This is a genomic window from Candidatus Williamhamiltonella endosymbiont of Tuberolachnus salignus, from assembly GCF_964019775.1.
GTDB classification, from domain to species: Bacteria; Pseudomonadota; Gammaproteobacteria; order Enterobacterales; family Enterobacteriaceae; genus Hamiltonella; species Hamiltonella defendens.
Genome location: NZ_OZ026471.1, coordinates 1686778 through 1701618, shown reverse-complemented (window position 1 = coordinate 1701618; position 14841 = coordinate 1686778). Strand labels below are relative to the sequence as shown.

The 14841-nt window shown below is 40.3% G+C and carries 14 protein-coding genes; 2 read left to right on the top strand and 12 right to left on the bottom strand.

The window, feature by feature from the left end; translation table 11 throughout:
- Positions 1 to 20 precede the first annotated feature (20 nt).
- The 6 genes from nusG to rpsL form a co-directional block, all read right to left on the bottom strand.
- Positions 21 to 560 carry a transcription termination/antitermination protein NusG gene (gene nusG / locus AACL23_RS08430; RefSeq protein WP_015873270.1) on the bottom strand — a complete coding sequence of 180 codons (540 nt, stop codon included), beginning with the start codon at positions 558 to 560 and terminating at the stop codon, positions 21 to 23.
- Between the two features lies 1 nt (position 561).
- Positions 562 to 945 carry a preprotein translocase subunit SecE gene (gene secE, locus AACL23_RS08425; RefSeq protein WP_015873271.1) on the bottom strand — a complete coding sequence of 128 codons (384 nt, stop codon included), beginning with the start codon at positions 943 to 945 and terminating at the stop codon, positions 562 to 564.
- Between the two features lie 77 nt (positions 946 to 1022).
- Positions 1023 to 2207 (bottom strand): elongation factor Tu, encoded by a 1185-nt coding sequence (gene tuf, locus AACL23_RS08420; RefSeq protein WP_015873272.1) that lies wholly within the window; start codon positions 2205 to 2207, stop codon positions 1023 to 1025.
- A gap of 85 nt (positions 2208 to 2292) precedes the next feature.
- Positions 2293 to 4398, bottom strand: coding sequence for an elongation factor G (gene fusA, locus AACL23_RS08415; RefSeq protein ID WP_100096304.1), 2106 nt, complete (start codon positions 4396 to 4398; stop codon positions 2293 to 2295).
- Between the two features lie 131 nt (positions 4399 to 4529).
- Positions 4530 to 5000 (bottom strand): 30S ribosomal protein S7, encoded by a 471-nt coding sequence (gene rpsG / locus AACL23_RS08410; RefSeq protein WP_015873274.1) that lies wholly within the window; start codon positions 4998 to 5000, stop codon positions 4530 to 4532.
- Positions 5001 to 5097: 97 nt separating this feature from the next.
- Positions 5098 to 5472 carry a 30S ribosomal protein S12 gene (rpsL, locus tag AACL23_RS08405; protein WP_015873275.1) on the bottom strand — a complete coding sequence of 125 codons (375 nt, stop codon included), beginning with the start codon at positions 5470 to 5472 and terminating at the stop codon, positions 5098 to 5100.
- A gap of 317 nt (positions 5473 to 5789) precedes the next feature.
- On the opposite strand from rpsL, the gene tal reads away from it, so the two are divergent.
- Positions 5790 to 6746: a transaldolase gene (tal, locus tag AACL23_RS08400; RefSeq protein ID WP_100096303.1), complete on the top strand. Its 957-nt coding sequence runs from the start codon at positions 5790 to 5792 to the stop codon at positions 6744 to 6746.
- 150 nt (positions 6747 to 6896) lie between these two features.
- Here tal and zapD read toward each other — a convergent pair whose 3' ends face one another.
- From zapD to purE, 4 genes are all read right to left on the bottom strand, one after another.
- A complete protein-coding gene (gene zapD, locus AACL23_RS08395) occupies positions 6897 to 7649 on the bottom strand; it encodes a cell division protein ZapD (RefSeq protein WP_100096302.1) in 753 nt (250 codons plus the stop codon).
- On the bottom strand, positions 7649 to 8269 hold the full coding sequence (coaE, locus tag AACL23_RS08390) for a dephospho-CoA kinase (RefSeq protein ID WP_100096301.1): 621 nt from the start codon (positions 8267 to 8269) through the stop codon (positions 7649 to 7651). The genes zapD and coaE overlap by 1 nt, the downstream gene beginning before the upstream one ends.
- A gap of 104 nt (positions 8270 to 8373) precedes the next feature.
- Positions 8374 to 9471, bottom strand: a complete 1098-nt coding sequence (purK, locus tag AACL23_RS08385) for a 5-(carboxyamino)imidazole ribonucleotide synthase (RefSeq protein WP_339051175.1) — start codon at positions 9469 to 9471, stop codon at positions 8374 to 8376.
- Entirely contained in the window at positions 9468 to 9992 is a 525-nt protein-coding gene (gene purE / locus AACL23_RS08380) for a 5-(carboxyamino)imidazole ribonucleotide mutase (RefSeq protein WP_016857128.1), read from the bottom strand. The genes purK and purE overlap by 4 nt, the downstream gene beginning before the upstream one ends.
- 376 nt (positions 9993 to 10368) lie before the next feature.
- Here purE and AACL23_RS08375 point away from each other — a divergent pair, with 376 nt between their 5' ends.
- The gene (locus AACL23_RS08375; protein WP_339051169.1) at positions 10369 to 12051 is read left to right on the top strand and encodes a hypothetical protein; all 1683 of its coding nucleotides are present in this window, start codon (positions 10369 to 10371) and stop codon (positions 12049 to 12051) included.
- Between the two features lie 85 nt (positions 12052 to 12136).
- Here the strand turns inward: AACL23_RS08375 and rhlE are convergent, their stop codons facing one another.
- The gene (gene rhlE, locus AACL23_RS08370; RefSeq protein WP_095034242.1) at positions 12137 to 13381 is read right to left on the bottom strand and encodes an ATP-dependent RNA helicase RhlE; all 1245 of its coding nucleotides are present in this window, start codon (positions 13379 to 13381) and stop codon (positions 12137 to 12139) included.
- Between the two features lie 99 nt (positions 13382 to 13480).
- Complete coding sequence (gene gltP, locus AACL23_RS08365) at positions 13481 to 14797, bottom strand: glutamate/aspartate:proton symporter GltP (protein WP_339051652.1); 1317 nt, start codon at positions 14795 to 14797, stop codon at positions 13481 to 13483.
- Positions 14798 to 14841: the final 44 nt, after the last annotated feature.

Here is a 14841-nt window from a genome sequence, read left to right as displayed (position 1 = left end):
AAAATTTTAATAAAAAATAGTTACCCTTTTTCTATTTGACTAAAATCGAGCTCAACCGGAGTTGCTCGACCAAAAATAGAAACAGAAACTTTTAGGCGGCTTTTCTCATAATCGACTTCTTCGACAGTACCGTTAAATTCAGCGAAAGGGCCCTCATTAACACGAACTAATTCACCGGGTTCAAATAATGTTTTTGGTCTTGGTTTATCTGTGGTCTGCTGTAAACGATTGATGATGGCATCCGCTTCTTTATCGGTAATAGGAGTAGGCACAATTCCACCAATAAAACCCATGACTCTGGGTACACTCCGTACGAGATGCCAGCTTGCATCATTCATGATCATTTGTACTAATACATAGCCTGGAAAAAATTTGCGTTCACTTTTTCGGCGTTGCCCAGAGCGGACTTCAACGACCTCTTCTGTCGGAACCATCACATCGCCAAAATAATCCTCCATGCTATGCAACTTAATATGTTCATGTAAAGATTGCTTTACTCTGCTTTCAAATCCGGAAAAAGCCTGAACAACATACCAACGTTTTTTCGTTACTTCAGACATCTTAGAACCTCAGGCCAGTAATAAAGGAAATGAGGCGGACTAAAATACTATCAATTCCCCATAAAATAAGTGACATCACTAGTGTTATTAATGCAACAATTAAAGTAGTTTGAAGCGTCTCCTGACGAGTCGGCCAAATGACCTTTCGCATTTCTATACGTGCTTCACGAGCAAATTCTAAACTCGCTTTGCCTTTTTTGGTGAGCAGTGCCATTCCGCCTGCAATAGAAATAATAATAACAATGATAAATGCACGCAGCGGTAAGTTAACATTTTGGTAATAGTAATTACCTAAAATCGCCGTTATCAATAGTAAAAAAACAATGAGCCATTTCACCATATCTAGACGAGGCTTATTTTTTTGAGTTTCGCTATTTGCACCCATAAAACCAAATCCTTAAAGGTGTATCCAAGGAAAAAAGGGCATCGATTGATGCCCCTTTATAGAGAACTACATCAAATTTATTTAATAACTTTAGCAACCACCCCCGCACCTACGGTACGTCCCCCTTCCCTGATAGCAAAGCGGAGACCGTCGTCCATTGCAATCGGATGAATCAGAGTCACTAGCATTTTAATGTTATCACCAGGCATCACCATTTCTACCCCTTCTGGAAGCTCAATTGTCCCCGTCACATCTGTTGTACGGAAATAAAATTGGGGACGGTAACCTTTAAAAAAGGGAGTATGACGTCCTCCTTCTTCTTTTGTTAAAATATACACTTCAGCTTCAAACTTAGTATGGGGGTTTATAGATCCTGGCTTCGCCAGTACTTGGCCTCGTTCAATCTCTTCTCGCTTAATGCCTCTCAAAAGAACACCAACGTTTTCTCCCGCTCGCCCTTCATCTAACAGTTTGCGAAACATTTCTATTCCTGTGCAGGTCGTTGTTACCGTATCTTTAATCCCCACAATTTCTACTGAATCTGAGGTTTTGATCATTCCTCTTTCTACACGACCTGTGACCACCGTGCCTCGCCCTGAAATAGAAAATACATCTTCTATGGGCAGTAAAAATGGTTTATCAATATCACGTTGTGGCTCAGGAATGTATTTATCTAGAGCATTTGCCAGCTCTACAATCTTTTCTTGATATGCCTCATCTCCCTCTAACGCCTTCAGGGCTGAGCCTTGTATTATCGGTGTATCATCACCCGGGAAGTCATATTGAGACAACAGTTCCCTTACCTCCATTTCTACGAGTTCTAATAACTCTGCATCATCCACCATGTCGCATTTGTTTAAGAAAACAAGAATGTAAGGAACCCCTACCTGACGTGCTAACAAAATGTGCTCACGAGTTTGAGGCATCGGGCCGTCTGTAGCGGCCACGACTAAAATAGCCCCATCCATCTGCGCCGCACCTGTTATCATGTTTTTAACGTAATCGGCATGTCCTGGGCAGTCGACATGCGCATAGTGACGAGTTGGAGTTTCGTATTCAACATGAGAGGTATTGATGGTAATGCCCCGGGCTTTTTCTTCTGGTGCATTATCAATTTGGTCAAACGCACGAGCCTGACCCCCATATTTTTTAGACAGAACAGTGGTAATAGCCGCTGTTAAGGTTGTTTTACCATGGTCAACGTGACCTATTGTTCCCACGTTTATATGTGGTTTTTTACGTTCAAATTTTTCTTTAGACACAGTGATATTCCTTAACTCTTGCGCTCTTTAATAACGCTTTTTATAAATGGAAGAAAAAATACGAAATTTAATATTATCTTAAAACTTACTTAGTATTACGTGATTCAATAATGGTTTTAGAAACATTAGCAGGCGCTTCACTGTATTGTAGAAACTCCATAGAATAAGAGGCACGCCCTTGGGTCTGGGAACGAAGATCCGTAGCATACCCAAACATTTCTGATAAAGGAACCTGTGCACGAATTGTTTTGCCTGTGGATGTATCATCCATACCGTCAATCACTCCACGGCGACGGTTTAAATCGCCAATCACATCGCCCATGTACTCTTCTGGTGTTTCCACTTCAATTTTCATAACAGGTTCAAGAAGTACAGGTTTTGCCTTCATAAAACCTTCTTTAAAAGCCATAGCCCCTGCAACTTTAAAAGCGATCTCAGAAGAGTCGACATCGTGGTAAGAACCATCAAAAACGGCAACCCGCACATCTACAACAGGATAAGCAGCCAGCACGCCATTTTTTAGTTGTTCCTGTACCCCTTTATCCACAGCAGGTATGTACTCTTTCGGTATCACACCCCCGACAATTTCATTTAAAAATTCATATCCTTTACCACCTGGTTCTAGAGGTTCAATGCGTAACCAGACATGACCATATTGACCCCGACCACCTGATTGACGAATAAATTTACCTTCTTGTTCGACTGTCTTACGGATGGTTTCACGATAAGCCACCTGAGGTTTCCCTACATTAGCCTCTACGTTAAATTCACGTTTCATACGGTCAACCAAAATATCCAAATGAAGTTCGCCCATTCCTGCGATAATGGTTTGACTAGATTCTTCATCTGTCCACACACGAAAAGAAGGATCTTCTTTCGCCAAACGACCCAATGCAATGCCCATTTTTTCTTGATCTGCTTTGGTTTTTGGCTCCAATGCAACAGAAATAACAGGCTCTGGAAATTCCATGCGTTCTAAAATAACAGGATGAGCTAAATCACATAAGGTATCGCCAGTAGTAGCATCTTTCAAACCAATCGCCGCTGCGATGTCACCTGCACGAACTTCTTTGATCTCTTCACGTTTATTGGCATGCATTTGTACGATACGACCAATACGTTCTTTTTGTCCTTTAACGGAGTTCAATACAGTGTCGCCAGAATTCACAACACCAGAATAAACACGGAAAAATGTCAGATTACCGACAAAAGGGTCAGTTGCAATTTTGAAAGCCAATGCGGAAAAAGGTTCTTCGTCTTTTGAATGACGTATAACGGGAGTCCCTTTATCATCTAGAACTCCTTTTATAGCTTCAACATCGATAGGCGCTGGAAGATATTCTATAACGGCATCTAGCATTGCCTGAACACCTTTGTTTTTAAATGCAGAACCGCATGTCACCAAAATAATTTCATTTTTTAATGCTCTCTGACGTAAGCCTTGCTTTATTTCTTCTTCCGTTAACTCTTCGCCACCCAAATATTTATCCATTAATTCTTCCGAAGCTTCTGCCGCAGATTCAATCATATTTTGGCGCCACTTTTCAGCCAGTTGCTGCATATCATCAGGCACATCCTGATATTCAAAGGTTAAACCTTGATCTTTTTCATTCCAGTGAATAGCCTTCATTTTTACGAGATCAATCACACCGGTAAATTTTTCTTCTGAACCTATGGCCAATTGAATAGGAACGGGATTTGCTGCCAACCGGGTTTTTATTTGTTCCACCACGCGTAAAAAATTAGCGCCCATACGATCCATTTTATTGACAAATGCAATACGTGGAACATGATATTTATTGGCTTGTCGCCATACAGTTTCAGACTGAGGTTGGACTCCACCTACTGCACAGTAGACCATCACGGCGCCGTCCAAAACGCGCATCGAACGTTCTACTTCAATAGTAAAATCAACGTGCCCAGGAGTATCTATAATATTGATTCGATGAGGCTCAAACTGTTTCGCCATACCAGACCAAAAAGCAGTCGTGGCAGCAGAAGTAATGGTAATACCCCGTTCTTTTTCTTGCTCCATCCAGTCCATGGTGGCTGCACCATCATGCACTTCACCAATTTTGTGATTCACACCAGTATAAAGCAAGATACGTTCAGTCGTCGTTGTTTTACCAGCGTCGATATGAGCGCTAATACCGATGTTGCGGTAGTGCTTAATCGGGGTTTTACGGGCCATTTTATCCTCTATTTTTCCTAAAAGCCTCTTCGAGCTTCACCTACGCTTACTGATTTTTTAAGGGAAACTCACTGCTCATTTATATTGTATTAAATACGCTTATTTCAGCAAAATTTTCGAGCGGTGAAACACTACCAACGATAATGTGCAAAAGCTTTATTGGCTTCTGCCGTACGGTGAACATCCTCACATTTTTTTACAGCAGACCCTTTTTTCTCCATCGCATCAGCCAATTCGTTTGCCAGGCGTAGTGCCATAGATTTATCGCCACGTTTACGGGCTGCTTCTACAATCCAGCGCATGGCCAAAGCATTACGTCGAACTGGACGAACCTCGATAGGCACCTGATAGGTAGAACCCCCAACACGCCTGGACTTCACCTCAACTGTGGGACGCACATTGTTTAAAGCCGCTTCAAAAGCGTCTAGATGACTTTTAGAAGAACGTTGAACTAGTATTTCCAACGCAGTGTATACTATAGATTCTGAGAGGGATTTTTTACCACTAACCATCAGGATATTAATAAATTTTGCTAACAATTCAGATGAAAATTTAGGATCTGGTAAAATTTTACGTTGACCAACAATACGACGACGTGGCATTAAAATAACTCCGTTGTTAATTCAGGGTTACCCAAAACTCTGAACATTTATTTTGATATGAAAGTGAAATGTCTGGCCTTACTTAACGAAGTGATTATCAAGCCTTTGGCCTTGCTGCACCATATTTTGAACGAGCCTGTTTACGATCTTTGACACCAGAACAGTCAAGGGCGCCGCGAACGATATGGTATTTAACCCCGGGCAAATCTTTAACCCCCCCCCCTTTAACCAAAAGAACACCGTGTTCCTGTACATTATGACCCTCACCACCGATGTAACAAATACATTCATAACCGTTAGTAAAGACCACAGTACAAACTTTACGCATTGCAGAGTTAGGCTTTCTAGGGGTGGTGGTGTACACGCGTTTACATACCCCACGTTTCTGAGGAGAAGCTGCTAGTGCAGGAGCCTTGCTCTTCACAGACTTCTTAACGCGTTGTTTGCGAATCAGTTGAGTAATTGTTGGCATTCTTTAGAGAACTCCTAATTTTTTGTATGCAGTCATCGCAAAATACGAGGACGCAGAATTCTATGGCTGACTTTTTAATGTGTCAAGAAATATACAGATTATCTGAGAGATAATCGTATCTGGAAAAACTTTAAATATAAATAAAAAATTGATTTATAATGTTTTTATTGAATCTCGTTTTATTTTTGCAATCCCCTTATTTTTGATTGATTTATTTCACTGATGCCTAAAAATGTTAATATCAAATACATTTTTTTCTTGAAACTCAAACCAGAATAGTTCGTAAATGTTGCTCGTAAAAGAATGAGAGTGTGAATATGATGAATAAATTACAAGCTTTACGCCAATTCAGCACTATTGTGGCGGATACGGGTGATATCTCAGCGATACAATCTTATCAACCCGAAGACACGACCACGAATCCTTCATTAATTTTAAATGCCACAAAAATTCCAGCATATCGCCACTTGATCGATCGATCCGTGGCTTGGGCTAAAAGGCAAAGCTCAGATCCAAAACAACATCAGATTGACGCTACCGATAAACTCGCTGTCGACATTGGGGTAGAAATTTTAAAATTGATTCCTGGTCGTATTTCGACCGAAGTGGATGCTTGTCTGTCTTATGATATCCACGCCAGTATTGAAAAAGCTCAAAAGTTAATCTCACTTTATCATGAAGCCGATATTCATAAAGATCGTATCTTGATTAAACTGGCTGCGACTTGGCAAGGCATCCGTGCTGCTGAAGCCCTGGAAAAATTAGGGATTCGTTGTAATCTGACCCTGTTATTTTCTTTTGCTCAGGCACGTGCTTGTGCAGAGGCAGGCGTTTTTCTGATTTCACCTTTTGTTGGTCGTATTCTTGACTGGTATAAAAAGAATAGTGATACGAAAGAGTTTTTACCTACTCAAGATCCTGGTGTTCTTTCTGTACAAAAAATTTATCATTATTATAAAAAACACGGTTATGAGACCGTGGTAATGGGTGCTAGTTTTCGTAATACAGCTGAAATTTTAGAATTGGCCGGTTGTGACCGCTTAACGATCTCACCCTCCTTATTGCAGGAATTATCAGAGCAACAAGGTACTGTGGAGCAGAAGTTAGTGTTTCGGGGTGCCCTGAAAGAAAAGCCAACGCCCCTTACAGAATCTGAATTTTACTGGCAACACAATCAGGATCCCATGGCTGTCGAGAAACTCTCTGAGGGCATCCGTAAATTTGCAGAAGATCAAGAAAAATTAAAAAATGTGATTTCTAACCTGCTTGCTTAAAATGCTTCTTTGATTGAACTGCCTTTTTATTTTCCAATAATTTTTTGACCAATGGCGTCATAATCAACTCGATTGCCAATCTTATAAGGCGTAGCGTCGTCATACGTATGTAAATATTTTCGTTTTAAACCTGTTCCAGATTCAGCATATTTAGCAGCACGCCAGTTCAAATGAAAAATTATCTACAGAACGACTCTGTTCAGGCTCTAAGGGGATAAAATGAATCACATAACGGTTTTTATGACCCGAAATTTTTGGATAAACACGATGTTTTAATGGAATACGTAACCTCAATAACTCCCCTTTTTCTGTATTTCCTTTAAAAAATCCATTCGAACTATTTACCATCTCAAGCGAACCAGACTGACGAACGAAATCTAAAATCATCATCAGTGCATGATGTAAAGGTTTTAAAGTGTGAATGATATGATCGATATACTGAGTTTGATCTTCATCAGATAAATGCAGCCATAGATGTAATGCCGGCAAATCAAAGCTACAACATCCCCCGGCAATACTTAAACGTTGTCGAACCGATATGATTAAGCGATCTGCTTTTAGATGATCTCGAATACGAGGTGCCGATATGAGTGCGTTCGTAGAGTCTTCTAATTTTGTGATTAAAGAGTCAATCAGATCTTTATCTGTGTTAGGTGCGCAGAGCCAATTTGATAATTTTTGTTGTTGATGTTCTAGTTTTTTCAATAAATCGCCTCGAATTTCGAAGCGCTCCAGTATATCTATTAAATCTGAAGCTGCGCGGAAAAAGGTTAAAGCAGATGCAATATTTTTGAAATTTTTTTGATACAGCAATTGTTTTAATAAATATTCAATACGAAGCCAAGTACGCATTTTTTCATTGAGTGGATGTTCAACAAGTATCATTGTGTTGATATCACTCATCAATGTAAATCCTCTGATGAAAAACAGGCCGCCAGTTTTAAGTATTGATGGTGAAGTGATCGTACTAACGCAGGCAATTTTTCAATAGCCCCATTGTTGCTAATCACATCGTCAGCCAACGCGAGGCGCTGCTTTTGAGAAAGCTGTGACGCTAAAATTTTTTTAACTTCTTCTTGAGTGACATTGTCTCTTTTCATGGTACGTAGTAATTGTGTTTTAGCACTGACATCCACGACCAAAATTCGATTAGCCCTGTGATGTAAATGATTTTCAAACAATAAAGGCACGATCCAGATCAGATAGGGTTGAGAAGACTGATGCATTTGATGCAGAGATTCTTTTTCAATGAGTGGGTGTAATAATCGATTTAGCCATTCTTTTTCTTTTTGGTCATTAAATATTTTTTGACGTAATGCCGCTCTATTAAGGGTGTCATCATCCAAAAGAATATGATGGCCGTATCGTTTTATGATTTCATTCCATGCCAAACACCCTGGTTCAACCAATTGACGAGCAATAATATCGGTATCTATCAAGGAAACATTCAAGCTTGCAAAAATATCCGAAACAGTACTTTTCCCACTCCCCACACCACCTGTCAGAGCAACAATGTAGCTCATTATTATTCTCAATATTAAATGGCGATTTAAATAAAAATTGAATATATCGTATTTTAGAAAAAAAAGAGAATAAATTAAAAACAAAAAATGCGCGCGCCTCTTTTTTAAAGATCTGTAAAATTTTTTGGCGTATTTTCCAATTTTTCTTTTGCTTTAAGTAATCCCACTTGATCACTTTGAGGCAGCAAAGGCGCTAATGCATCCAGGGTTTCGATTAATCGATTGATACTAGGATCGTTTAAATTCAGGTGCCCTAATTTTCGACCCGCTCTGACTTCTTTGCCATACCAATGAACATGTATTAAAGGTAGTGATAGCCAAGATGGGTTAAGGTGAATACCAATCAAGTTCAACATGACCGAGGGGCTACTGACCACAGGTAAAGGTAGAGGCAAGTCTAAAATAGCTCTTAAATGTAGCTCGAATTGACTGATAGAAGCCCCATTTTGGGTCCAATGCCCGCTGTTATGTACCCGAGGAGCAAGTTCGTTAATCAATAAATCATTCCCCACAACAAAACATTCCATCGCCATAACACCGATATAATCGAGTTTATTCATAATACGAGATAACATCGATTCTGCCGGAGCTTGCAATCTTTGCTGCTTTGTCGGGAAAGCAACACTGGCAAGTAAAATACCCGCTTCATGCCAATTATAGGTAATAGGATAAAAGACCGATTGCCCTCTATGATTGCGTGCCCCTATTAATGATATTTCGTACGAAAAGCGAATCCCTTTCTCAACAATACAGGCACCATAAAGATCAGAAGGAAGCGAATGTTCTTCTCCAGGGCGCAAACACCATTGCCCTTTTCCATCGTAGCCTCCCTTTCGACGTTTCACTACGGCTAAGGAGTCAAAAGAAGAAAACACTTTTGGCCAAAGCTCTGCTTTTGTTAATAATTGCCAAGGTGCCGTTGGGAGTGACAGTTCGTCTAATAATTGCTTTTGGGTGAATCGATCGGCTAAAAGCGGAAAGGTATCACGGTTAATCAATAAGGGATGCTGAGCCCATTGACGAACAAAGACGTTGTCAGGCCAATGTTCAATTTCAGCTGTAATGATGTCTGGTGGCGATCTCTTTTCTCTTGACTCATCGATTTCAAGACAAAGCGGGTACACTTTAATTCCTAAGGGTTCCCCTGCCTGTCTTAACATTTGCCCTAACTGACCCTGACCTAAGATGTAAACTGTTTTCATTTTTTCTCGCGTGGATCGTGATGATTGAGAACCTCCTGTGTTTGTTGTTTACGCCATTCTGTCAAACGGTATGCCAATGTGGGATCTTGTAAGCCCAAAATTTGCGCTGAGAGTAAGGCGGCATTTGCTGCGCCTGCCTTTCCAATGGCCAGTGTCCCAACAGGAATACCACGTGGCATCTGCACTATCGAATAAAGGCTGTCTATTCCATTTAGTGAAGTGCTTGCTACGGGGACACCTAATACAGGTAATAAAGTTTTAGCTGCGATCATGCCAGGCAAATGCGCCGCTCCACCAGCGCCTGCGATAATAACACTGAAGCCACGAGTTTCTGCCTGTTCAGCAAATTTGAATAAATTATCGGGGGTGCGATGAGCTGAAATAATTTCCGCATCATAAGCAATTTTTAACTCGCTCAATATATCTGCTGCTGGTTTCATGGTATCCCAATCACTTTGTGAGCCCATGATAATCGCAATTTTCGCTCTGATTTTTTCGGAAGAAAATACATGTATGGTCATAAAAATTTTACTCCAACTTTACGCTTTTTAATCAAAAAAAGAGCGAGATTATAACATGAGGCCAATATGAAGAAAAATGAGAAAAATATTTTCTGATTGAATGGGCCGCCGATTTTTTTATTTGGTCCAATTTTTGCTTTTTTTTTTAAATGCACTACTCTTTTTACTCAAAGTAAATTTACTTTATATAAAAATAAACCTAATTATTTATATTAAATTAATTATTTAATATCACTTTGCATTAAATAAAAAAATAAAATTAATAATTTGTTTTTATATTCAAAGCAATTTCATTTTTATGGAATGATTTTATAAAAAGTAAACACTTAATGTTTCTTCACAACTGAAAACTTCAATCAAAATAAGGATCGAGACTATGCTTAAAAAAGTAAAACTCATTAATGACGAGGTATCTTTTCAGAATGAATATCCGGAATTTAATTCAAAGTGGAGTGAAAATTTTGCCAGGAAGGCAGTAGTGAGCAGTTTAGATCCTGTTACAAATCTTCTGATGAAAGAAGAAGAAAAATTTTTTAATGATAATAATGATCAACCACAACGTAAAATAACAGAGTGGTTTTACAGAAAAAATTCCAAAGGAAATGAGCGTCTTTATCAAAAAAAAATCACTCTTTTAAAAGAAAATGGAGAAATAAAGGATTCCGCGATTTTTGATAAAAACGGCAATAAAATAACCACTTTTATCGAACCCTCTTTGAATCCTGATAAATCTTCTGCACATCACCTACTGGATAATCAAGGTGTTGCCGTCAGTAATGCAAATGCAAATACAGTTATTGAAGATTTGATTGCGCCTCTGAGTTTGCGCCATAAGAATATGACCTTAATTTTATTTGATTTACTCAAAGCCTTAATGCAGGAGCAACCAGATGATATAAAGGTCTCTTTTGGGAAGTATCTGATGAAATTATTGGAACCATCGGCTAATAAAGCCCCTGTAGTAAAAAAAGAACCTCATCAAGACAATGCTCAGGCTGGGTCTGAGGCAGGAGCAGCCGAGGAAACCTCTACAAAAGCCAATACAGAACCCCATCAAGACAATGCTCAGGTTGAGCCTGAAGCAGAAGCCACCGAGGAAACCTCTACAAAAGCCAATACAGAACCCCATCAAGACCATGCTCAGGTTGGGTCTGAGGCAGGAGCAGCCGAGGAAACCTCTGCAAAAGCCAATACAGAACCTCATCAAGACAATGCTCAGGTTGAGCCTGAAGCAGGAGCAGCCGAGGAAACCTCTGCAAAAGCCAATACAGAACCCCATCAAGACCATGCTCAGGTTGGGTCTGAGGCAGGAGCAGCCGAGGAAACCTCTGCAAAAGCCAACACAAAACCCCATCAAGACAATGCTCAGGTTGAGCCTGAAGCAGAAGCCACCGAGGAAACCTCTACAAAAGCCAATACAGAACCCCATCAAGACCATGCTCAGGTTGAGCCTGAAGCAGAAGCCACCGAGGAAACCTCTGCAAAAGCCAATACAGAACCCCATCAAGACCATGCTCAGGTTGGGTCTGAAGCAGAAGCCACCGAGGAAACCTCTGCAAAAGCCAACACAGAACCCCATCAAGACAACGCTCAGGCTGGGTCTGAGGCAGGAGCAGCCGAGGAAACCTCTGCAAAAGCCAACACAGAACCCCATCAAGACAATGCTCAGGTTGGGTCTGAGGCAGGAGCCGCCGCCAATGTAGCAGCCAAAGAATCTCAAGTCCCATCTTCAGTAGCAGAAAGCATCAATCAACAGAGCGATCATACGCGACCAGTTCGATCAGTTTCAGGACAGGTAATTCAAGCCCTTCAAAAAAATTTATTGATTCAGTCATCTCCATTATTTCAATTGATGACCTCAAACATTGAAATAATGAGCGAGATTATTGAACCGTTACTAAATAGAAATAGCGCCGGTGCCAATCAGAGTTTAGAAGAGGCAATGTCATCTTTCTCTGGCAATTGTTCAGTAGAGGCAATATCAATCCCTATCAACCATACCAAGCAGATTGAAGAGGCAAATATTGTCAAATTACCTGCAGTCACTGCCACGATGTAGGTTTTTTCTGTCATAAAATAGATCATAGATTTATCTATGAGCGATAAGGCTTACTATTACATATCAAAATCATTGAAATTTTATTTCAATGATTTTTTTCTTTTATATTGCCAATTCTGTTGACGCTCTGCCTGCCCTCCCTCTTTCCTCTATTTTGACGACGCTGTTGAATAGGCTCTGCTTTGATACGCAGATCAGGTTCATAGCCAGGAACAGCCATACGAGGTATCTCACGTTTCAAGAGCTGCTCAATGTCTTTGAGTAATTTATCTTCATCAACACAAACCAGTGAAATGGCCTGTCCAGCGTGCTGAGCTCTTCCAGTTCGACCAATACGGTGCACATAATCTTCTGGAATATGGGGAAGATCATAATTAACAACATAAGGGAGTTGATCGATATCTAAACCACGAGCGGCGATGTCGGTCGCGACCAATACTGTGATTTTACCTTCCTTAAAATCGGCTAATGCACGGGTACGGGCCCCTTGACTTTTATTGCCATGAATCGCGGCAGCGGTAATACCATCTTTGTTAAGCTGTTCAGAAAGATGATTAGCCCCATGTTTTGTTCGATTAAAGACCAATACCTGTTGCCAATTTCCACGGCCTATCATATGAGATAACAGCGCTCTTTTACGATTTTTATCCACAAAATGCACATATTGAGAAATTTGCTGAGCAGTAGTATTACAAGGGGCCACTTCTACAAAAGCGGGATGAGTTAATAATTTCGTTGATAATGATTTTATTTCATTAGAAAAAGTGGCAGAGAAAAGTAAACTTTGCCGTTTCTTTGGCAGTTTTGCCAAAATTCGGCGGATATCATGAATAAAGCCCATATCTAACATGCGGTCTGCTTCATCTAATACCAAAATTTCAATTTGAGAAAGAGCCAGTGCATTTTGGTGTTCCAAGTCGAGTAACCGCCCTGGTGTCGCGATTAAAATATCAACTCCGCCTCGTAATTTCATCATCTGAGGATTAATACTCACCCCGCCAAAAACGGCCAGTGAACGTAATTGAAGGTATTGACTGTAATCAGATACATTTTGAGCAATCTGAGCGGCCAGTTCACGGGTGGGCGTTAAAATCAGAGCACGTATCTGGCGGCGGCCTTTCACGAGAGCGGTGTTCTGACTCAATAACTGTAATAAAGGCAAAGTAAAAGCGGCCGTTTTTCCTGTGCCTGTCTGTGCGCTTGCCATTAAATCACGTTTAGCCAAAATCAGGGGTATGGCCTGGCGTTGTATTGGCGTGGGGGCAGAGTAATTGTGCTCTGACACGGCTCGCAGGATATCAGCATTTAAGCCGAGAGAATGGAATGACATATAAAAAAAGCTCCAGATTTTTGACGGGATCTCTAGTATCAGTTGGGAAGCACTCTAATAGCATTTCATCTCCGGGAAGAATAGTTAACATCGCTATGTTTACTTTTTTTGACAATGAGAAGACGTTTTAATGAAAAAAGTACGTTCGTATTCTAATGCTTTATTGTGATCAAATTGCCCTTCCCATTTGGCGATCACCAAAACCGCTAAAGCATTCCCCACGACGTTCAACGCGGTACGAGCCATATCCAGAATGCGATCTACTCCAGCAATAAAAGCCAAACCTTCGAGCGGGATACCCACACTCCCTAAAGTGGCTAATAACACCACAAAAGAAACTCCAGGCACGCCTGCAATTCCTTTCGACGTCACCATCATGGTTAACACCAGAGTAATTTCCTGATTCAAAGAAAGCTCAATACCGTACAACTGGGCAATAAAGATGGCCGCGATACTTTGATACAAAGTAGAGCCGTCCAGATTAAACGAATATCCTGTTGGCACAACAAAACTACTGATCGCTTTAGGTGCACCATAGGCCTCCATTTTTTCCATTATTTTAACCAGTACTGTTTCTGAGCTGGAAGTCGAATAAGCCAGTATCAGCTCGTCTTTTAAAATACGGATTAAAGTCCAGATCCGCAAATGACACAATCTTGCAACGATGCCAAACACCACCAAACCAAAGAAAAGGAGGGCACCATAAACTAAAATGATTAATTTACTTAATGGGATTAAAGAGGTAAACCCGAAGTGAATGACCGTCACCGAAATAAGACAAAACACACCTATAGGGGCATAACGCATAATCATGTAAGTGACTTTAAACATGGTATCTGAAATAGATTGAAACACTTGAAGCAACGGCTTTTGAGTTTTTTCGGGTAAGGATGACAGACCCAAACCAAATAAAACTGAAAAAAAGATAACGGGCAACATATCCCCATTTGCCATGGAAGCAAATATATTCGATGGAATTAAAGATAAAATGGTGTTCGCTAAACTGTGAGAGGAATGTTGTACGTTCGCCATGGTTTTTTCGTATTGAGAGATATCGATCACAGCCAGTGATGACATGTCAATGCCATCACCTGGATGAAAAATATTCGTCAAAGTAATACCGAGAAAAATGGCTAAGGTGGTGATGATTTCAAAATAAATAATGGTTTTGAGACCAATGCGGCCTAATTTTTTTGCATCACCCACCCCTGCAATGCCGACAACTAAAGTTGAAACCACAATAGGCAAAACTATCATTTTAATCAAACGGATAAAAATCTCTCCTGCTGGGCTGAGGATATTTTTAATTATCCAATCCTTTGCTTCTATATTTTGGTGAAGCACCGCCCCTACGACTATTCCCAAAACTAATGCAATCAAAATTTGCCATGCCAGACTGATGTTGATATTTTTTATCATGAATATGCCCCTCAAAAATGATTTGATAGAAAACATATAAA